Origin of the sequence: Embleya sp. NPDC020630 (assembly GCF_044334985.1) — a bacterium.
Lineage (GTDB): Bacteria > Actinomycetota > Actinomycetes > Streptomycetales > Streptomycetaceae > Embleya.
Genome location: NZ_JBIRUB010000011.1, coordinates 224,565 through 245,361, shown reverse-complemented (window position 1 = coordinate 245,361; position 20,797 = coordinate 224,565). Strand labels below are relative to the sequence as shown.

Annotated in this window: 15 protein-coding genes; 6 read left to right on the top strand and 9 right to left on the bottom strand. The window is 71.8% G+C overall.

Annotation, left to right across the window (positions count from 1 at the left end; translation table 11 throughout):
• Window positions 1–45 precede the first annotated feature (45 nt).
• From ACH4XV_RS32240 to pdhA, 4 genes are all read right to left on the bottom strand, one after another.
• Window positions 46–1,380 carry an MFS transporter gene (locus ACH4XV_RS32240; RefSeq protein WP_395795846.1) on the bottom strand — a complete coding sequence of 445 codons (1,335 nt, stop codon included), beginning with the start codon at window positions 1,378–1,380 and terminating at the stop codon, window positions 46–48.
• A gap of 87 nt (window positions 1,381–1,467) precedes the next feature.
• The gene (locus ACH4XV_RS32235; RefSeq protein ID WP_395795845.1) at window positions 1,468–2,868 is read right to left on the bottom strand and encodes a dihydrolipoamide acetyltransferase family protein; all 1,401 of its coding nucleotides are present in this window, start codon (window positions 2,866–2,868) and stop codon (window positions 1,468–1,470) included.
• 8 nt (window positions 2,869–2,876) lie between these two features.
• Entirely contained in the window at window positions 2,877–3,878 is a 1,002-nt protein-coding gene (locus ACH4XV_RS32230) for an alpha-ketoacid dehydrogenase subunit beta (RefSeq protein WP_395795844.1), read from the bottom strand.
• Window positions 3,878–5,005 (bottom strand): pyruvate dehydrogenase (acetyl-transferring) E1 component subunit alpha, encoded by a 1,128-nt coding sequence (pdhA, locus tag ACH4XV_RS32225; RefSeq protein WP_395795843.1) that lies wholly within the window; start codon window positions 5,003–5,005, stop codon window positions 3,878–3,880. The genes ACH4XV_RS32230 and pdhA overlap by 1 nt, the downstream gene beginning before the upstream one ends.
• A 363-nt stretch (window positions 5,006–5,368) precedes the next feature.
• Here pdhA and ACH4XV_RS32220 point away from each other — a divergent pair, with 363 nt between their 5' ends.
• Window positions 5,369–6,025, top strand: coding sequence for a response regulator (locus ACH4XV_RS32220; protein ID WP_395795842.1), 657 nt, complete (start codon window positions 5,369–5,371; stop codon window positions 6,023–6,025).
• A gap of 88 nt (window positions 6,026–6,113) precedes the next feature.
• Here ACH4XV_RS32220 and ACH4XV_RS32215 read toward each other — a convergent pair whose 3' ends face one another.
• The 5 genes from ACH4XV_RS32215 to ACH4XV_RS32195 form a co-directional block, all read right to left on the bottom strand.
• Window positions 6,114–7,484, bottom strand: coding sequence for a flotillin family protein (locus ACH4XV_RS32215; protein WP_395795886.1), 1,371 nt, complete (start codon window positions 7,482–7,484; stop codon window positions 6,114–6,116).
• A gap of 181 nt (window positions 7,485–7,665) precedes the next feature.
• Window positions 7,666–7,875, bottom strand: coding sequence for a hypothetical protein (locus tag ACH4XV_RS32210; RefSeq protein WP_126640305.1), 210 nt, complete (start codon window positions 7,873–7,875; stop codon window positions 7,666–7,668).
• 90 nt (window positions 7,876–7,965) lie between these two features.
• A complete protein-coding gene (locus ACH4XV_RS32205) occupies window positions 7,966–8,589 on the bottom strand; it encodes a hypothetical protein (protein WP_126640304.1) in 624 nt (207 codons plus the stop codon).
• A gap of 176 nt (window positions 8,590–8,765) precedes the next feature.
• Window positions 8,766–9,698: a metallophosphoesterase family protein gene (locus ACH4XV_RS32200; RefSeq protein WP_395795841.1), complete on the bottom strand. Its 933-nt coding sequence runs from the start codon at window positions 9,696–9,698 to the stop codon at window positions 8,766–8,768.
• Between the two features lie 257 nt (window positions 9,699–9,955).
• On the bottom strand, window positions 9,956–10,975 hold the full coding sequence (locus tag ACH4XV_RS32195; protein ID WP_395795840.1) for a LacI family DNA-binding transcriptional regulator: 1,020 nt from the start codon (window positions 10,973–10,975) through the stop codon (window positions 9,956–9,958).
• Between the two features lie 203 nt (window positions 10,976–11,178).
• Between ACH4XV_RS32195 and hisC the strand changes: the two genes are divergently transcribed.
• The 5 genes from hisC to ACH4XV_RS32170 all read left to right on the top strand — a co-directional run bounded on the left by hisC (window position 11,179) and on the right by ACH4XV_RS32170 (window position 20,698).
• A complete protein-coding gene (hisC, locus tag ACH4XV_RS32190; protein ID WP_395795839.1) occupies window positions 11,179–12,285 on the top strand; it encodes a histidinol-phosphate transaminase in 1,107 nt (368 codons plus the stop codon).
• Between the two features lie 274 nt (window positions 12,286–12,559).
• The gene (locus tag ACH4XV_RS32185; protein WP_395795838.1) at window positions 12,560–13,996 is read left to right on the top strand and encodes a cytochrome ubiquinol oxidase subunit I; all 1,437 of its coding nucleotides are present in this window, start codon (window positions 12,560–12,562) and stop codon (window positions 13,994–13,996) included.
• 17 nt (window positions 13,997–14,013) lie between these two features.
• Window positions 14,014–15,051 carry a cytochrome d ubiquinol oxidase subunit II gene (cydB, locus tag ACH4XV_RS32180; protein WP_395795837.1) on the top strand — a complete coding sequence of 346 codons (1,038 nt, stop codon included), beginning with the start codon at window positions 14,014–14,016 and terminating at the stop codon, window positions 15,049–15,051.
• 82 nt (window positions 15,052–15,133) lie between these two features.
• Complete coding sequence (gene cydD, locus ACH4XV_RS32175) at window positions 15,134–18,805, top strand: thiol reductant ABC exporter subunit CydD (RefSeq protein WP_395795836.1); 3,672 nt, start codon at window positions 15,134–15,136, stop codon at window positions 18,803–18,805.
• 117 nt (window positions 18,806–18,922) lie between these two features.
• On the top strand, window positions 18,923–20,698 hold the full coding sequence (locus ACH4XV_RS32170) for a GAF domain-containing protein (protein WP_395795835.1): 1,776 nt from the start codon (window positions 18,923–18,925) through the stop codon (window positions 20,696–20,698).
• The last annotated feature ends 99 nt before the right edge of the window (window positions 20,699–20,797 follow it).

Here is a 20,797-nt window from a genome sequence, read left to right as displayed (position 1 = left end):
CGCCCGCGAGGGTGTCCGGAGTGCGGTGGGGCGATCGGCGCGGCCTCAGCCCGCGTCGGACACGCTCTCGCGCTCGGGCACGCGCCGGGCCACCACGCACACCGGTTCGGGCCGCCGTTCGCGGCCCGCGGCCTTGCGGGCGTAGCGCAGCACCTGTACGACACCCAGGAGCAGCGGCACGGCCTGCACCGCCATCGCCACGCGGTACGCGTTCAGGCCGTGCTCGCCGCCGCCGGGCTCGACCAGGTCCAGGACCAGGCCGATGGCGAACAGGCACAGGGTGGCGGCGGCGAATCCGCCGACGTTGACGATGCCGGACACGGTGCCCAGGCGCTGCGGCGGATTGCCCGCCCGGGCGAACTCCATGCCGACCAGGGACAACGCGCCGCCGGGCCCGATCACCAGGGCCAGCAGGACCAGGAGCCACAGCGGCGAGGGTTCGCTCGGGATCAGTACCGCCGCCCAGGCCGCGACGGCGAGCACGGGCTGTCCCACGCACAGCACGAGCCGGCTGCCCGGCCGGCGGGTCACCAGCGGGCCGACCACCAGGCACGCGAGCATGTTGATCACGATCGCGACGGTGAGCAGCGCGCTCGCGGCCCCCTTGGACAGGCCCTGGCCCTCGACCAGGAACGGGAAGCCCCAGAGCATCAGGAACACCTGCGGCAGGCAGCCGCACGCCCAGTGCGCCCACAGGCCGAGCCGGGTGCCGGGCTCCGCCCACGCGGCGCGGACCTGGGACCACATGCCGGGACCGCCCGCCGGCCGGGTGCGCACCGCGGCGCCGGGATTGTCGCGCAGTACGAGCAGGAGCACCACCAGGACCAGCACGCCGACCCCGGCCGAGACGGCGAAGGTGCGGCTCCAGCCGAACGCGTGCAGCGCCCCGGCGAGCGGGGTGGCGCCGGCCAGGTTGCCGGCCATCCCGAGCAGCGCGGTCAACTGGGTCAGCACCGCGACCCGGTTCGGCGGGAACCACACCGCCACCACGCGCAGCACGCTCACGAAGGTCATCGCGTCGCCCATGCCGACCAGGACCCGGGCGAGCACCGCGCCCGGGAAACCGTGCGCGAAGGCGAAGGTGAACTGTCCCGCCGTCATCAGCACCAGACCGCACCCGAGCACCCGCTTGGCGCCGAACCGGTCGGTGAGCGCGCCGACGGGTATCTGCAGGCCCGCGTAGACGAGCAGTTGCAACATCGGGAAGAGGGAGAGCTGCGACGCGGAGACGTGGAAGCGCTCCTGGGCCTCGATCCCGGCGACCCCGAGGCTGCTGCGATGGAACACCGCGACGACGTACACCGAGGCCGCCACCGCCCACATGATCCAGGCGATTCGGCCGCCGAGCCGGGTGGGCGCTGGGTCCGCGGTTGGCTTCACAGTACACATACATTATCGGACGCCGTCGGACATACGTCCGGCCGGGCCCCGAACAGGGCCCGGCCGGACGAAGTCCGCAACCGCGGATCAGCCGCGTACGAACAGCAACTTCGGCCGCTCCAGCATCTGCGCCACGTCGGCCAGCACGCGCGAGCCCAACTCGCCGTCCACCATGCGGTGGTCGAACGACAACGACAGCGTGGTCACCTGCCGGGGCTTGACCTTGCCCTTGTGCACCCACGGCTGCTCGCGGATCGCGCCCACCGCCAGGATCGCGGCCTCGCCCGGGTTGAGGATCGGTGTGCCGCCGTCCACCCCGAACACACCCACGTTGGTGATGGTGACCGTGCCGCGGGCCAGGTCGGCGGGCGAGGTGCGGCCCTCCCGCGCGGTGGCCACCAGCTCGGTGAGCGCGCCGGCGAGCGCGGTCAGGCTCTTGCCGCCCGCGTCCTTGATGTTCGGCACGATCAGACCGCGCGGGGTGGCCGCGGCGATGCCCAGGTTGATCCGGTCCCGGACGACGATCTCCTGGTTAGCCTCGTCCCAGGAGGCGTTGATCTCCGGATGCCGGGCGATCGCCACCAGCAGCGCCCGGGCGACCAGGAGCAGCGGGCTCACCTTGGTGCCCTCGAAGTCGGGCAGCTCGCGCAGCTTGCGCACGAGTTTGACGGTGCGGGTCACGTCCACCGTCACCCACTCGGTGACGTGCGGCGCGGAGAACGCGCTGGCCACCATCGCCTGCGCGGTGGCCTTGCGCACGCCCTTGACCGGGATGCGCCGCTCGCCGGCGATCGTCTCGCCCGGTCCGGTCGCCTGGAACGGCTGCGCCGCGGGCGCGGGCGTCGGGCGGGCGGCGGCGTGCACGTCCTCGCGGGTGACGGTGCCGCCGGGGCCGGAGGGCTGTACCGACGCGAGGTCCACGCCCAGGTCCCGGGCCAGCTTGCGGACCGGCGGCTTGGCGAGGGCGAGGGAGCCGCCGGCGGGGGCGGGGCGGGCCGCTCCGTTCGTCGGCGCCGCAGCGTCGGTCCTGCGGGGTCGCCGTTTGCCGCTGCTGGTGCGTACGCCGTAGCCGACGAGCACCGCCGTGCGGGTCTCCTTGCCCTTCTCCTTGGCCGCCTCCTCGGTCGGGGCCGGCGCGGCGCTGGGGGCCGGCGCATCGGCGACCGGCTCGGCGACCGGCTCCGGGACGAGGTCGGCCGCGAGGGCCTGCTCCCGCTCCGGCTCGGCCGCGGCCACGGCGGTGCCCGCGGGCGCGACCGCGATGATCGGCGCGCCGACCGCGACCGTGTCGCCCTCGGCGGCCAGCAGTTCGGTCACCACGCCGTCGTACGGACACGGCAGCTCGACCAGCGCCTTCGCCGTCTCCACCTCGACCATGACCTGGCCGTCGTGCACCGCGTCGCCGACCTTGACGTGCCACACGACGATGTCGGCCTCCTCCAGGCCCTCGCCGACGTCGGGCATCAGGAACTTCTTCACCTCGGACATGGGGTTCCTCACCAGGCCAGGGAGCGGTCGACGGCATCGAGCACACGGTCGAGGTCGGGGAGGTACTCCTCCTCGACCCGGGACGGCGGGTACGGCGTGTGATAGCCGCCGACCCGCAACACCGGTGCCTGAAGGTGGTAGAAGCAGCGCTCGGTGATGGTCGCGGCCACCTCCGCGCCGATGCCCAGGAACGACGGGGCCTCGTGGACGACCACCAGGTGTCCGGTGCGCTTGACCGACTCCTCGATCGCGTCGAAGTCCAGCGGGGACACCGAGCGCAGGTCGATCACCTCCAGCTCGCGCCCCTCCTCGGCGGCCGCGGCGGCGGCCTCCAGGCAGGTGGCCACCATCGGGCCGTAGGCGAGCACGGTGCACGCGTCGCCGGAGCGCACCACGCGGGAGTCGTACAGCGGTCCCGGGGTGGCGGCGGTGTCCACCTCGGCCTTGGTCCAGTAGCGCCGCTTGGGCTCCAGGAAGATCACCGGGTCGTCGGAGGCGATCGCCTGCTGGATCATCCAGTAGGCGTCCACCGGGTTCGAGCACGCCACCACGCGCAGGCCCGCGGTGTGCGCGAAGTACGCCTCCGGCGACTCGCTGTGGTGCTCGACCGCGCCGATGCCGCCGCCGAAGGGGATGCGGATCACGATCGGCAGCCGCACGTAGCCCAGCGAGCGGGCGTGCATCTTGGCGAGCTGGGTGACGATCTGGTCGAAGGCGGGGAAGACGAAACCGTCGAACTGGATCTCCACGACCGGCCGGTAGCCCGCGAGGGCGAGGCCGATCGCGGTGCCCACGATGCCGGACTCGGCCAGCGGGGTGTCCACCACCCGGTCCTCGCCGAAGTCCTTCTGCAGGCCGTCGGTGACCCGGAAGACACCGCCGAGCTTGCCGATGTCCTCGCCCATGATCAAAACCTTGGGGTCGCTCTCCAGGGACCTGCGCAGTCCCGTGTTGAGCGCCTGCACCATCGACATCTGACGGGTCGTGCCCGTCGACTGTGCGGGAGCCATCAGTGCCCGTCCTCCCCGGCGTCGACGAAGGACGCGTGGTAAGCCTCGAACTCGGCCCGTTCCCGTTCCACGAGCGGGTGCGGCTCGGCATAGACATTCGCGAACATGGAGGCCGGATCCGGGTCCGGCATGGTGCGCACGCCATTGCGCACGCGCTTGCCCAATTCCTCGCTCTCCGCCTCCAGATCGGCGAAGAACCCGGGGTCGCCGATGCCCTGCTTGTGCAGGAAGGCCTTGAGGCGTTCGATCGGGTCCTTGAGCTTCCACTCCTCGAGTTCCGCGCTCAACCGATAGCGGGTCGGGTCGTCGGAGGTGGTGTGCGCGCCCATGCGATAGGTGAACGCCTCGATCAGCATCGGGCCCTCGCCGCGCCGGGCCCGGTCCAGGGCCGCCCTGGTCACCGCCAGGCACGCGAGCACGTCGTTACCGTCGACCCGAACTCCGGGAAAGCCGAATCCGGCGGCGCGCCGATACAGCGGCACCTTCATCTGGCGTTCGGTGGGTTCGGAGATCGCCCACTGATTGTTCTGGCAGAAGAACACCACGGGGGCGTTGAACACGGCCGCGAAGGTGAATGCCTCGTTGACGTCGCCCTGGCTGGAGGCGCCGTCGCCGAAATAGGTGACGACCGCTCCATCGGTTCCGTCACGCTGCATACCCATCGCGTATCCGACGCCGTGCAGGCTCTGTGCGCCGATGACGATCGTGTAGAGATGGAAATTGTTCTCGCGCGGATCCCAACCGCCGTTGTTGACGCCGCGGAACATCCCGAGCAGATTCAGCGGATCGACACCGCGACACCATGCGACGCCGTGTTCACGGTACGTGGGAAACACATAGTCGGTCGAACGCAGCGCGCGCCCCGAACCGATCTGCGCGGCCTCCTGGCCGAGCAGGGAGGCCCACAGGCCCAACTCGCCCTGCCGCTGGAGGGCGGTGGCTTCGGCGTCGAAGCGGCGCACCAGCACCAGGTCGCGGTACAGCGCCAGGTATTCGTCGTCCGAGAGGTCGACCGCGTAATCCGGATGCTCGACCCGCTCGCCCTCCGGGGTGAGCAACTGGATCAGCTCGGGACCGGCTCCGGAATCGGGCGGAAACAATGTCCCGTCCGTACTGTCCACTGCCACGTTCTCTCCTCCGTCTGTCCGGTCCGCGGGGTCGCCGTGGACCGGGTCCGGATCGCCGGGCCCGGTTCCGCGCGGGGTGTGCGCGGCTACCTTGATGTGCAGACACGGCGATTGGTGGCTGTACTTCCTAGGATTTCCTAGGAATTCCCGGGTGAATCCGGGAGGCGCCTGCGCACAGGCATGCGGTTCGGAAACCGCACACCGCAACGTTACCCACCGGTCCGGCCGGGACGTAGTGGCGACCGGCCCGAACGTGGCGGCCCCCTTTGTGGTTCTCCGACAAATGGCCGGCGTGTCGGACCCGAACCGCCCGTGCGGCGGCATCACAGAGCGACCGCCGAGAGTGCGTGGGAACCTGTACAAGTGACTGATCAGGGAAGCATCCGGGTATTCCTCCTCGATGATCACGAAGTGGTACGCCGGGGCGTCCACGAGTTGTTGTCGATCGAGGCGGACATCGACGTGGTCGGCGAGGCCGGCACCGCCGCCGAGGCGCTGGTGCGCATCCCGGCGACCCGGCCGCAGGTCGCGGTGCTCGACGTCCGGCTGCCGGACGGCAACGGGGTCGAGGTGTGCCGCGAGATCCGCTCGCAACTGCCCGACGTGCGCTGTCTGATGCTCACCTCGTTCTCCGACGACGAGGCGCTGTTCGACGCGATCATGGCGGGCGCGTCCGGCTACGTGCTCAAGGACATCCGCGGCTCGGACCTGGTCGGCGCGGTCCGCGACGTGGCCGCGGGCCGGTCCCTGCTCGACCCGGCGGCCACCGCCCGCGTGCTGGAACGGCTGCGCGGCGGCGATCGCGGCGACGAACGCCTGGCCGCGCTCAGCGAGCAGGAGCGTCGGATCCTGGACCTGATCGGCGAGGGCATGACCAACCGCCAGATCGGCGCCGAGATGCACCTGGCCGAGAAGACGGTCAAGAACTACGTCTCCAGCCTCCTGGCCAAACTCGGCATGGAACGCCGCACCCAGGCCGCCGCGTACGTGGCCCGCCAAAAAGCCGAGAAGCGCCGGTAGCCGACGGCGCCGCCATCGGGTCCGGAGCAAGGGCGCGGGGCCGACGGCCGGGCCCCGATCGCGGGGTCCGGCCGGGTGGGCGTGCGGGTCAGTTTTCCGCGGACTCGGTGAGGGGTTCGGGGGTGGGGGGCTCGTCGATTTCGACCTCGACGCGGACCGAGTCGGTCGGGTACGGGTCGGGCTTGGGGGCGGTGCCGTTGGTGCCGTTGGTGTTGGACAGGAGTTGGCGGGCTATGCCGAGGCCGGTGCCGCCCATGGTGAGGGCCTTGGCGAAGAGGTCGCCCAGGCCGTCGCCGCCGTTGAGCAGGACCATGTGGTCGACGTTGCCGAACGCCTCGGCGCCGGCGCGGACGATCTCCGGCCAGTTCTCGGCGAGTTGCTGGGCGACCACGGCCTCCTGGTTCTCCGCGAGCGCCGCCGCGCGGGCCGCGATGGCCGCCGCCTCGGCGAGACCCTTGGCCTTGGCCGCCTCGGCCTGCGCCTTGCCGGTGGCCAGCGTGGCCTCGGCGGCGGCCAGACCGCGTACCTTGGTCGCCTCCGCGTCGGCGATCGCGGCCAGTTCGGTCTCGCGGGCGTTCGCCTCGGCCGCCGAGATCCGCGCGTCGCGCTCGGCCTGGGCCCGGGTGCGGATCTCGTACGCCTTCGCGTCGGCCGGCTTGCGTACGTCCGCCTGGAGCTGTTGCTCGCGCCGCATGGCCTCCAGCTCGGCGACCCGGGTCTCCTGGACCACCACCTCCTGCTTGGCGGCGGCGTCGGCCAGCGGGCCCGCCTGCGCCGCGCGCGCGGTGGCCTCGTCCCGCTCGGCCTGGTAGCCGGCCTGCTGGATCTCACTGTCCCGGGTGGCCTGGGCCATCCGCGCCTTGGCCTCCTGCTCGGCCTCGGTGGCCTTGCGGGTGGCCAGCGCCTCGGCGATCCGTGCGTCGCGGACCACCGCAGCGGTGTGCGGCGCGGCCATGTTCTTGATGTAGCCCGTCGGGTCCTCGATCTCCTGGATCTGCAGGCTGTCCACGATCAGCCCGAGCTTTTCCATGTCCGACCCCGACGCCGCGCGCACATGCGCGGTGAGCTTCTCCCGGTCCCGGATCATGTCCTCGACGGTCAGCCCGCCGACGATCGAGCGCAGATGGCCGGCCAGCACCTTGCGGACCCGGGACTCCATCTGCTTCTGCTGGTCCAAAAAGCGCCTGGCCGCGTTGGCGATCGAGACGTAGTCGTCGCCGATCTTGAAGATGACCACGCTCTGCACCCGCAGCGGGATGCCCTGCGTGGTCACACATTCGACGCTGAGCTCGGCCTCGTTCAGGTCGAGCGAGAGCTTGCGTACGGCCTGCACGAACGGCAGGACGAGCGTGCCGCGCCCGGTGACGATGCGAAACCCCATGCCCTCGCCGAGTCCCTCGGTGTGATGCCGGGAACCGGAGATGACCAGCGCCTCGTTGGGCTCGGCGACGCGCCACATGAGCTTGAAGACCACGACCAGGACGATGAGCAGACCGAGCACGATGAGCACGGTGTAGAGCACGGAGCATTCCCCCTTCGGCCTGACTCGGAGTGTCCTCGCCGGGCCGAAGGCCGCCAAGAGGGAGCTCCCCAGGGGCAGTTGCCGCCCGTCGCGAAGCCGGGCCGGGCCGATCCGCGGCTCAGCCGAAGGCCGACGCCACGTACACCGTGCGCGGCGGCAGATACTCCACGATCACCACCAGCTCCCCCACGGCGTGCTCCTCCCCGGGCAGCGCGGAGTACGCGAGGAACGCCTCCACCCCACCGCGTACCTCGATCATGACCTCGCCCACCAGACCGGGGCCGATTCCCCCGGTGACCTTGCCGCGTTTGCCGACCATGTCGCCCATTGTGTGGCCCGGTCGCCCGACTCGGTGCCGCCGGCGCGATCCGGGCCGCCCACCCGGGGCGGGTGGGCGGGCGGATCGGTGCCGGCGGTGTCAGCCCAGGAGCGTGGTGCCCTCGTCCGAGCCCTCGCGCAGGCGCGAGCGCATGAACGGCAGGATGCCGCGGTGCAGGATCGCCCGGCGCCATTCCTCGCGCGCCAGGTACACCTCGACCTCCCCGGTCGGCCGCGCCCGGTTGCGCGCGGCCACCGCGAGCATGGCGAGTCCCCCGATCGCCGCCGCCCCGAGCGAGATGCCGATCGCCGCGATCGAGGCGAGTTGCATCGTGTGCTGCATGCCCGGGTCGTCCATCGTGAGCGGCAACAGCACGTAGCCCACGATCAGGAAGACGACCGCCGAGATGCCGGCCACGATCACCGCCATCGCCGTGGCCAGGGCGAACCAGCCGAAGCTCTCGCCGGCCTCGATCATCGAGGCGCCGAAGTCCGGTCGGATGCCCGACTCGAAACGCTGCTCCGTACGTTCGTACCGGTCGTATTCGTCGCGCGCCGTCTCGGCGATCGACGGGGTCGCGTCCAACGTGGCCGTCCGCAGTTGCTCGACGTTCAGGTTGGGTACCGCCGCGAGACCGGAGAGGGTTTCCTCCAGGTGCAGTGCGTCGTCGACGAACTGCTCGTACTGGCGGCGGTGCTCGTCACTTCCAAACCAGTGTTGCATCGGATCCCCCGAATGAGGCCGCGCGGGCGTTTCCCGCGTCCGCCGGGCCCGTCAGGGGACCCGTGCAAGCTGTCGGTGGATCAACGACCCGCAAAAGCACCTGACGGTGTCGAGGCGGATACCTATTGATGATAGGGTGCACCTCCGCCTTTTGGGCAGGGAGTTCCCTACGACGGTCACTCGTCCCCGGGATCGGCGGCCAGGTCGCCCAGGTCGTACACCCGGCCCTGCGTCTCCTCCAACGCGCTGGGCAGCACGCCCGGTTCGGGGCCGGCCAGCGGCAACCGCGCGACCAGGCACGGGCCGCCGAGGTAGATCCCGCCGTCGAGGTTGACCACCTGACCGTCCGCGTATACGCGCGGTCCGGCGATCGTGGAGGGGTCCTCGCCCGTCTGGTACGGGATCGGGGTGTGGCCGTGCACGATCCGCCGCCCGCCCAGTTCGCTGAGCAGATCGGCCGCCGCGTACGGGCCGACCTCGCCCATGAACGCGCCACGCCGGGTCAGGTTGCGGAACAGGTCCCACCACGAGAGCGGGTCCGGCTCGCGCAGTATGTCCGCGACGGCACCGTCCACCTCCTCGATGGTGTCGCCGTATTCGAGGTAGGCGTTGCTGTCGGAGTGGATCAGCAGGTGCCCGTCGACCACCGCGGCCACCGGCTGCCCGGCCAGCCAGTCGGCCTGTTCGTCGGTGAAGCGCTCCAGGTCGGACTGCATGCCGCCGTTGCGCAGCCAGATCTCGCGGAAGGTGGTCGAGCCGCCCGCGACCGGCACCGGGTGATCGCCGAAGCGGAACACGCCCAGGAGCAGGATCTCGTGGTTGCCGAGCAACATCCGGGTGCTGCCGCCGGCCTCGGCCGACTCGCGGGCCAGCGACATGGCCAGTTCGACCACGCCGATGCCGTCGGGGCCGCGGTCGGTGAAGTCGCCGAGGAACCACAGGCGCGAGCGTCCGCCGCTCCAGTGCGCGTCCTCGTCGATCAGGTCCCGGGCGCGCAGGGCGGCCTTGAGCTCCTCCAGATGACCGTGGACGTCGCCGACCACGTACAGCGGGGCGTCCTGCTCCGCCGCGGCGCCCGTGGGGGCCGGTGTAGCCGAGACGTTGCTCACCAGAAGGGTCCTTTCTTCAGATCGGCACCACCGTACGGCGGCGGTTCCGACACCCGTTGTGAACCAAGACGCACAACAGCCGGGTTCGGCTGCGGCTCACCCGGTCCGATTCGGATGATTCCTGGACCGTATCTCTCGTGCGGGCACGGTGGAACGGACCACGCTCAATTGTGCGTGGACCCGCGACCGTGTACCCCGGCGCCCCCACCCCCGGGTGCGGCCGGGCACCGGGCGGCGGATCGGGTCGAACACACCGGTCAGCGGCGCGTGGAGGAATCCCGGACAAAGAGCCGGGTGGGCACGGTGCGCTGGGCGGGCAGCAGCGGCCCCGCCCCGGCGTCCTCGATCACCCCGACGAGCAGTTCCACCGCCCAGGCGCCGGCCAGGGCCGGTTGCAGGCTCAGCGAGGTCACCGACGGGTCGGCCCCCTCGCCGCAGCAGGCCAGGAGCAGGTCGTCGGGCACCCGCAGGGCACGCTCGCGGGCCGCGTCCAACAACTCGGCCGCACAGCCCTCGTGCAGGCCGAACACCGCGTCGGGCCCCCGGTCGAGCAGGCGGGCGGCGGCGGCCCGGCCCGCGCCGGGGGTGCGGGCCTCGTACTCCTCGGTGATCGCCGGCACACCCCGGTCCGCGCACCACGCCCGATAGCCCGCGGCCCCCTTGTCGGCCCCGGGTCCGTCGGCGGCGGCGAGCAGGCCGATCCGCTCGGCGCCCGCGTCGGCGAGATGGTCGAGTACCGAACGCACGGCCGCCACGTGGTCGTTGTCCACCCAGCCGTAGACCGGGGTGGAACCGGGGTGGCCGCCGCTGACCACGGGCACGCCCCGACGCAGCAGCTCGTGCACGAGCGGATCGTCGTCGGCGGGGTCGACGACGATGGTGCCGTCGAGCGCGACGTTGCCCCAGACGTCGTGCGGCGAGGACGCGGGCAGCACGACGAGCGCGTAGCCCAGGTCGAGCGCGGTCGCGGTGGCCGAGCGCACCAGCTCGGCGAACCAGGCGAACTCGGTGAGCGCGAACGGCTCGGTCGAGCGCATGGTCGTGGTCAGCCCGAGCAACCCCGACCGGCCGGTGCGCAGGGTGCGCGCGGCGGCCGACGGGCGGTAGCCCAGCCGGTCGGCGACCTCGCGCACGTGCACACGGGTCGTGTCGGGCAGTCGGCCCTTGCCGTTGAGCGCGTCGGAGACGGTCGTGATCGACACCCCGGCAGCCGCTGCGACGTCCCGGATGCCCACCCGGATCCGCCGCCCCACGCGCGGTACATCTGGCGCTGTCATCGTCACGACACTAGGGCGAATGGGCCGCCCTGGCCGGGTTCATGTCATTGCTTTACGAAGAAACGTATCGCCCCATACCTGCCCCTGAACGTTCGGCGAAGGGCGCCCACCGTCCGGGAACCCCCTCCGGGCCGGCGGATCATAGAGTGAGACGACCGGGACGTGCGCCCAGGCACCCCGACCAGCATGCGAGGAGGACGGGCGTGACCGAGCACAACGCCCCAGGCACCGACGACGGCACCACCCCCCGGTTCCGGGCCGCCCTGGCGGCGGTGCCCGCCTACAAGGCGGGTCGACCGCCCGCGCCGGCCGAGGGTCTCCCGGCGTACAAGCTCTCGTCCAACGAGAACCCGTACCCGCCGCTGCCCAGCGTGCACAAGGTGGTGGCGGACGCGGTCGGCGAGATAAATCGCTACCCGGACCCGGCGAACGCGGAGCTGGCCGAGACGCTGGCCGAGCGGTTCGGGGTGCCCGCGTCGCACATCGTGGTGGGCAACGGTTCGGTGACCGTGGCCCAGCAGTTGGTCAACGCGACGGCCGGCGAGGGCGACGAGGTCGTCTTCGCGTGGCGCTCGTTCGAGGCGTACCCGATGCTCGTGCTGCTCGCCGGGGCGACGCCGGTGATGGTCCCGCTGCTCGCCGACGAGAGCCACGACCTGGACGCGATGGCCGCCGCGATCACCGAGCGGACCCGACTGGTCTTCGTGTGCAACCCGAACAACCCGACCGGCACGGTGATCCACCGCGCCGAGCTGGAGCGGTTCCTGGACCGGGTGCCGCGCCACGTGGTGGTCGTGCTGGACGAGGCGTACCGCGAGTTCATCCGGGACGAGCGGGTGCCGGACGGGGTCGAGCTGTACCGCGAGCGGCCGAACGTGGTGGTGCTGCGCACGTTCTCCAAGGCGTACGGGCTGGCCGGCCTGCGGGTGGGCTTCGCCATCGCGCACGAGGCGGCGGCCGACGAGCTGCGCAAGACCGGGATGCCGTTCGCGGTGAACCGGCTCGCCCAGGTGGCGGCGATCGCCTCGGTCGGCGCCGAGGCCGAACTCCTGGAGCGGGTCGAGGCGTTGGTCCAGGAGCGGACCCGGGTGCTGGAGACGCTGATCGGCCAGGGCTGGACGGTGTTCGACTCGCAGGCCAACTTCGTCTGGCTGCGGCTCGGCGAGCGCACCGGCGAATTCGCCGCGATGTGCGAGGCGGCCGGGGTGTCGGTGCGCCCGTTCGAGGGCGAGGGCTGCCGGATCACGATCGGTGAGACCGAGGCCAACACGATCTTCCTGGAGCAGGCGGCGCGATTCATGGAGAAGTAGCGCCCGAGAGCCGAAATGAGCCCCTTCGGGCACCCCCCTCCAGGGTGCCCGGAGGGGCTCGCTAGTGTTTGTGAACGGATGCACAAGCTTGACTTTGTGAACCCATTCACAAAGTCGTGCGCGTCGGAACCCGCGCATCCATCCCGGTTCATCCGGGTTCGTCCGGCGGAGTGTCGGGCGAGAGGCGCGGGGACGGCGTGTGCATCGTGAACCAAACGTGCCTCGCGCGCTCGCGGGCGGGGCACGACCGGCGATCAGGAGGAATGAGGGGCCCATGGACCTCGCCGTCGAAACACTCGACGTAGCCCGGTGGCAGTTCGGCATCACGACCGTCTACCACTTCCTCTTCGTGCCATTGACGATGGGTTTGTCCATCCTCGTCGCCTGCCTGCAGACCGCGTGGGTGCGTACCGGCAAGGAGCACTACCTCCGAGCCACCAAGTTCTGGGGCAAGCTCTTCCTGATCAACTTCGCGCTCGGCCTGGTGACCGGCATCGTGCAGGAGTTCCAGTTCGGGATGAACTGGTCCGACTACTCGCGCTTCGTCGGCGACATCTTCGGCGCCCCGCTGGCGATCGAGGCGCTGGTCGCGTTCTTCCTGGAGTCGACCTTCCTGGGGTTGTGGATCTTCGGCTGGGACCGCCTGCCGAAGAAGATCCACCTGGCCACCATCTGGGCCGCCGCGATCGGCACGATCCTGTCGGCCTACTTCATCCTGGCCGCCAACTCGTGGATGCAGCACCCGGTCGGGTACAAGATCAACCCGGAGACCGGCCGCGCCGAGCTGACCGACTTCGTGGCGGTGCTCACCAACAACACCGCGATCGCCGCGTTCCTGCACATCCTCCCGGCCGCTTTCCTGGTCGCCGGCGGCTTCCTGATCGGGATCAGCTGCTGGCACCTGCGCAAGCGCAACGAGGTCGCGGTCTTTCGCCCCTCGCTCCGGCTCGGCCTGTGGGTCTCGGTCCTCGCCGGCGTCGGCCTCGCGCTCACCGGCGACATGCAGGGCAAGCTGATGTACGACCAGCAGCCGATGAAGATGGCCTCGGCCGAGGCGCTGTGGGAGACCTCCAAGCCCGCGCCGTTCTCGATCTTTTCCTACGGCGACGTGCAAAAGGGTCACAACAAGGTCGCCATAGAGGTCCCCGGCGCGTTGTCCTTCCTGGCCAAGAACGACTTCGACGCCGAGTTGCCGGGGATCAACGACCTCCAGGAGCAGTCGGTGGTCAAGTTCGGCCCCGGCGACTACCGGCCCAACATCTTCGTCACCTACTGGTCGTTCCGGCTGATGATCGGCGTGGGCATGGTCACCGCGGGCATCGGCCTGGTCGGGCTGTGGCTGACCCGGCGCAAGCGGGAGCTGCCGAGCAACCCGTGGGTGTACCGGGTCGGCCTGTGGACCATCGCGTTCCCGTTCGCGGCCAACTCGTTCGGCTGGATCTTCACCGAGATGGGCCGCCAGCCGTGGCTGGTGTTCGGGGTGCTCAAGACCGAGGCGGGAGTGTCGCCGAGCGTGTCCACCGGTGAGGTGCTCACCTCGCTGATCGTGTTCACCCTGCTCTACGGCGCGCTCGCGGTGGTCGAACTCGGCCTGATCCGGCGCTACGTCAAGGCCGGACCCGAACCGATCAAGCCGGCCGCGGACAAGCACCCCGACGATCCGTCGGGCGGGGGCGAGGACGCCGACCGGCCGCTCGCCTTCGCGTACTAGGGGAGAGGGAGAGGGTCATGGGACTCAACGAATTCTGGTTCCTGCTGATCGCCGTGCTCTGGATCGGCTACTTCTTCCTCGAGGGCTTCGACTTCGGCGTCGGCATCCTGACGAAGGTGCTGGCCCGGAACGAGACCGAGCGCCGGGTGCTGATCAACACCATCGGTCCGGTCTGGGACGGCAACGAGGTGTGGCTGATCACCGCGGGCGGGGCGACCTTCGCGGCGTTCCCCGAGTGGTACGCGACCCTGTTCAGCGGCTTCTACCTGCCGCTGCTGCTGATCCTGGTGGCGCTGATCCTGCGCGGGGTGGCGTTCGAGTACCGGGCCAAGCGCGACGAGGACCGCTGGAAGCGCGGCTGGGAGCAGGCGATCTTCTGGGGCTCGCTGGTGCCGGCGTTCCTGTGGGGTGTGGCGTTCGCGAACATCACGCGCGGGGTGAAGATCGACGGGAACAAGGAGTACGTCGGCGACCTGTTCGACCTGCTCAACCCGTACGCCCTGCTCGGCGGCGTGGTCACCACGGTGCTGTTCACCTTCCACGGCGCGGTGTTCGTCGCGCTCAAGACCGACGGCGACATCCGGGGTCGGGCACGCGCGCTGGCCGGGCGCCTCGGCCTGGTCACCGCGGTGCTCGCGGCGGCGTTCCTGATCTGGACCCAGGCCGCGCACGGCAACGGCCGTACGCTGGTCGCGCTGATCGTCGCGGTCGCGGCCCTGGTCGGCGCGCTGGCGATGAACCGGATCGGGCGCGAGGGCTGGGCGTTCGCGATGTCGGGCGTGACGGTGATCGCGGCGGTGGCGATGTTGTTCCTGTCGCTGTTCCCGAGCGTGATGCCCTCCAGCCTGGACTCGGCGTGGGATCTGACCATCCACAACGCGTCCTCGACGCCCTACACGCTGAAGATCATGACCTGGGTCGCCGCCTTCATGACCCCGGTCGTGCTCTGCTACCAGGCGTGGACGTACTGGGTGTTCCGCAAGCGGATCAGCACGAAGAGCATCCCGACCAAGCCGGCGTTCGGAGCGGCTGCGGCCGATCTGGTGGGGAAGTAGGGGTTCGGCGGTGGGGCCGGTGGGGCCGCCGGCCCCGACGCGGCGACCCGAAGACGCAACGACGTAGCGAAGAGAGCGGATCGTGAAGCCTGTTGACCCGCGCCTGCTGACCCACGCCCGAGCCACCCGGGGCTTTCTGGCCCTGACGGTGGTGCTGGGCACGGCGGGCGCGGGCCTCGTGCTCGTCCAGGCGGCACTGCTCGCCCGGGTGATCGTGGCGGCCTTCGAGGAGGGCGCCGGGGTCGGCGACCTGTGGCCGGAGCTGGGCCTGCTGGCCGGCGTGGTCGCGGCCCGCTCGGCGATCTCCTGGCTCACCGAGGTGGTCGCGCACCGGACCTCGGCGGCGGTGAAGTCGCAGTTGCGCTCGCGGCTGCTCGCGCACGTGGTCCGGCTCGGTCCGGCCTGGCTGAACCGGGAGCGGTCGGGTGAGCTGACCACGCTCGCCACCCGGGGTGTGGACGCGCTGGACGGCTACTTCGCGCGTTATCTGCCGCAGTTGGTGCTGTCCGTCACGGTGCCGGTGGCGGTGCTCGCGCGGGTGGTGTTCGGCGACTGGATCTCGGCCGCCACGATCGTGGTCACCCTCCCGCTGATCCCGCTGTTCATGGCGTTGATCGGGATGGCCACGCAAAAGCACATGGACCGGCAGTGGAGCGTGCTGAACCGGCTGGCCGGGCACTTCCTGGACGTGGTCGCCGGGCTGCCGACGCTGAAGGTGTTCGGGCGGGCCAAGGCCCAGGCCGCGTCGATCCGGGCGATCACCGACGACTACCGCCGGGCCACCCTCAAGACCCTGCGGATCGCGTTCCTGTCCTCGTTCGCCCTGGAACTGCTCGCCACCATCTCGGTCGCGCTCGTCGCGGTCGGCGTGGGCCTGCGCCTCGTCGACGGGGACCTGGGTCTGGAGACCGCGCTCGTGGTGCTGATCCTGGCGCCCGAGGCGTATCTGCCGCTGCGCCAGGTCGGCGCCGAGTATCACGCGAGCGTCGAGGGGGTCAGCGCCGCGGAACGGGTGTTCGAGGTGCTGGAGACCGCGCCGGACGCTCCGGCCGGGACCGCGCCGGTGCCGGATCCGCGCTCGGCCGACGTGGTGCTGCACGGGGTGACGGTGCGGTACGAGGGACGCGCGGACGCCGCGCCGGCGGACGTGGACCTGACGGTGCGGCCCGGCGAGACGGTGGCGCTGACCGGTCCGAGCGGATGCGGCAAGTCGACCCTGCTCGCGGTGCTGCTCGGCTTCGTGCGGCCGACGTCGGGGCGGGTCACGGTGGGCGGAGTGGACCTGGCCGATCTCGATCCGCGGGCGTGGCGGGCGCACATCGCGTGGGTGCCGCAGCGGCCCTACCTGTTCGCGGGCACGATCGGGGCGAATGTACGGCTGGCCCGGCCGGACGCGAGCGACGCCGAGGTGGACCGGGCGCTGGCCGACGCGGGGGCGGCCGACTTCGTGGCGCGCGCGGGGGGCCTCGACGCGCCGCTGGGCGAGGACGGGGCGGGCCTGTCCGCCGGGCAGCGGCAACGCCTCGCGCTGGCCCGGGCGTTCCTGGCCGACCGGCCGATCCTGCTGCTCGACGAGCCGACCTCGAACCTGGACGGGGACAGCGAGGCGGCCGTCGTCGAGGCGGTCGGCCGGCTGGCGGTGGGGCGCACGGTGATCCTGGTGGCGCACCGGCCCGCGCTGTTGCCGTTGGCGGATCGGGTGGTGGGGGTGGGGGGCTCGGCGGCGGGTGCCTCGGGTGCCTTGGGCGCCACGGATGCCTCGGGTACCTCGCTGGCCGAGGGCGCGTCGGCGCGGGACTCGGTCGGGGCGCACGCGGCGGTCGGGGCTCGGGCTCGGGTGGACACGATGCGCGCGGCGGAGGCGGCGGGTGACGTCGCGGCGGTGTCGGCGGAGGTGGCTGCGGAAGCGGTGGGGTCGGTCGGCTCGGTGACTTCGTCGGGGGCCTCGGGCTCGGGCGGTTCGTCCGCCGTACCGTCCGACGCGCCTGCCACGGCTCCCGCGCCGGCCGGTCCCGGCCGGCGGCTGCTCGCGCTGGCCCGGCCGTTGCGGGGGCGGCTCGCGCTGGCGGTGTTGTGCGGGGCGCTCGCGCTCGGTAGTTCGGTCGGGCTCATGGCCACCTCGGCGTGGTTGATCTCGCGGGCCTCCGAGCATCCGCCGGTGCTGACGCTGATGGTCGCGGTGACCGGGGTTCGGGCCTTCGGCGTCTCGCGTGCGGTGTTCCGGTATGCCGAGCGGCTGATCGGGCACGACGCGGCGTTTCGGATCCTGGCCCGGCTGCGGGTTCGGGTGTACGAGCGGCTGGAGCGGCTGGCGCCGACCGGGCTGCCCGCCTTCCGTCGGGGGGATCTGCTGTCCCGGCTGGTCGCCGACGTGGACGCGGTGCAGGACTTCTTCCTGCGGGCGCTGTTGCCCGCCTGTGTGGCGGCGGTGGTCGGCGCGGGCGCGGTACTGACCGTGGCCCTGGTGCTCCCGGAGGCCGGCGCGGTGCTGCTGGTGGGCCTGCTCGCCGCCGGCGCGCTGGTCCCGTGGCTGGCCGCCCGGGTCGCCCGGCGGGCCGAGCGTCGGGTCGCGGCCGTCCGGGGCGAGCTCTCCGCCGCCGTGGTCGACCTGCTGCGCGGCACCCCCGAATTGATCGCCACCGGCCGCGCCCCCGCCCGACTCGCCGAGGTGGCCGAGGTGGACGCCCGGCTGCGGGCGACCGAGGCGGGCCAGGCCCGGGGCGCGGGCGTCGGCGCGGGCCTGGCCGCGCTGGTGGCCGGCGCGACGGTCTGGGCCTCGGCCCTGGTCGGCGTCGCCGCGGTGCACGCCGACCGACTCGGCGGCGTGCTGCTCGCGCTGGTGGTGCTCACCCCGTTGGCCGCGTTCGAGGCCACCGTCGTGCTGCCCGCCGCGGGCCGGCACCTGGAGGCGTCGCGGCGGGCCGCGGCACGGGTGTTCGAGGTGCTGGACACCCCGGAGCCGGTGCGCGAACCGGCCGCGCCCGTCGCGCTGTCCGCCGCGCCGCGCCCGTTGCGGGTGCGCGACCTGTCCGCCCGCTGGACCCCCGACGGCCCGCCGGCCCTGGTCGGGGTCGACCTCGACCTGACGCCCGGCAAGCGGCTCGCGGTGGTCGGGCCGAGCGGGTCGGGCAAGACCACGTTGGCCAATGTGCTGCTGCGCTTCCTGGAGCCGGCGGCGGGCACGGTGACGTTGGGCGGTGTACCGCTCGGCGAGGCGGCCGGGGACGACGTGCGCCGGGTGATCGGGCTGTGTGCCCAGGACGCGCACGTCTTCGACAGCTCGCTGCGGGAGAACCTGCGGCTGGCCCGGCCGGACTGCGACGAGGAGGCGATGCGGGCGGCGCTGGCCCGGGCCCGGCTCCTCGACTGGGTCGACGGCCTGCCCGAGGGGTTGGACACGATGGTCGGCGAACACGGCGCCCGGCTCTCCGGCGGCCAGCGGCAACGGCTCGCGCTCGCCCGCGCGCTGCTCGCCGACTTCGAGATCCTGCTTCTGGACGAGCCGGCCGAACACCTCGACCTGCCCACGGCCGACGCGCTGACCGCCGACCTGCTCGACGCCACCCGGGGCCGGACCACCCTCCTGGTGACCCACCGACTCACCGGTCTGGACGCGGTGGACGAGATCGTGGTCCTGGCCGAGGGGCGCATCCGCCAACGCGGCACGTGGGCGGAACTGAGCACCGCGCCCGGGGAGTTCCGCACGCTCCTGGACCGCGAGCACGCGGCGGCGCCGGTCACGGCGGGTGCCTGAGCGGGACATCCCACCCGGACGTCCCGGACCGGCGCGGAACGGGCCGGCCGCGGATCCGTACGCGTGTCCGTGCGGTTTGATACCTTTCCAGCCGATTCACACCCGTACGCTTTACCCATGGCGAACGGCGGCGACAGCCCGGAGGAACCCGAGCGGACCGAGCGCCCCGACCCGCCCCGGCGCCCCGACCGAACAGACGACACCCGCGACACCCACCGACCCCCCGCGTCGGCCCCGCTCGCCCTGGACGACATCGTCGCCGAGGTGGTCGAACGGCTCGGCTCGGCCTCGGCCACCGGGGACCGGCTCCAGGGCCTGCTCGAAGCGGTGATCGCGGTCGGCGCCGACCTGGACCTGCACACCACGCTGCGCCGGATCGTCGAGGCCGCGGCCGACCTGGCCGACGCCCGCTACGCCGCGCTCGGCGTGATCGGCAGCGACAACAACCTGTCCGACTTCATCACCGTCGGCATCGACCCGGCCGACCGCGAGCGCATCGGCGAACTCCCGCACGGCCGGGGCATCCTGGGCCTGCTGATCGACCGTCCCGAACCGCTGCTCCTCGACGATCTGACCCGGCATCCGGCCTCCTACGGCTTCCCGCCGAACCATCCGGCGATGCACTCGTTCCTGGGTGTGCCGATCCGGGTGCGCAACGAGGTGTTCGGCAATCTGTACCTGACCGAGAAGCGCGGTCGACCCGACTTCGGCATCGAGGACCAGCAGGTGGTCCGGGCACTCGCGGCGGCGGCTGGCGTCGCGATCGAGAACGCGCGCCTGTTCGAGAGCGCGGCCCGCCGAGAGAAGTGGATCATGGGCTCGGCGGACGTCACCACGGCGCTGCTGACCGCGCAGGACCCCGACGAGGCGCTGGTCGTGGTGGCGGAGCGGGCCCGCGGCTTGGCCGAGGCGGATTTCGCCGCGATGTACCTGCCCCAGCCCGACGGCTCCTACCTGGTCGAGGTCACCTCCGGCGAGGACCTGGCGGGCCTCGGCGGCACGGTGATCGAGAAGGGCACCCCGCTCGCGGAGGCGATCAACGCCGGGCGCAGCATCTTCATCGAGGACATGAGCACCGACCCGAACGTGATGGTGGCCAAGTCGCGCTGCTTCGGTCCGGGCCTGTTCGTACCGCTGATCGCCAGCGATCGCATCCTCGGCGCGCTGGAGTTGGACAAGCGCGTCGGCGCGGTGCCGTTCAACGCGACCGAGCGCTCGATGGCGCAGGCGTTCGGCGGCCAGGCCGCGATCGCGCTGATGCTGGCGGGCGCGCAGCGCGATCGGGAACGGCTGGCGGTGTTCGAGGATCGCGACCGGATCGCCCGGGACCTGCACGACCTGGTCATCCAGCGGCTGTTCGCGACGGGGATGATGCTCCAGGGCGCGGCCCGGCTGGCCAAGGTGCCGGGTGTGGTCACCCGGGTCAATCAGGCGGTGGACGAACTCGACGCGACGATTCGTGAGGTGCGCAGCACGATCTTCGCGCTGCAGAATCCGCCGCGCGAAGGGGCGACCGGGGTCCGGGGGCGGGTGTTGCGCGAGGCGAGCGCGGCGGCGCCCGCGCTCGGCTTCGATCCGACGGTCACCTTCGTCGGACCGGTCGACTCGACCGTGCCGGACGCGGTCGCCGAGCAGCTTCTCGCCGCACTGCGCGAGATCCTGTCCAACGCCTCCCGCCACGCGCACGCGTCGCGCGTCGAGGTGAGCCTGGTGGTGGCCGGCGGCTCCGTCGCCTTGGCGGTCACCGACGACGGGGTGGGCATCCCGCCGGGCGGTCGGCGCAGCGGGCTGGCCAACCTGGCGGGCCGGGCCGAGGAACTGGGCGGCCGGGCGGACTTCGGCCCGGGGCCGGAGGGGCTCGGGACGACGGTGACCTGGTCCGCGCCGATCTAGCCGACGTGTTTCACGGGAAACCTTGACGGACTACAGGCATGCACTTAAGTTAGAGGCTATAACGAAGGTGATTGAGAGTCACTATCTCCGGGAGATGCC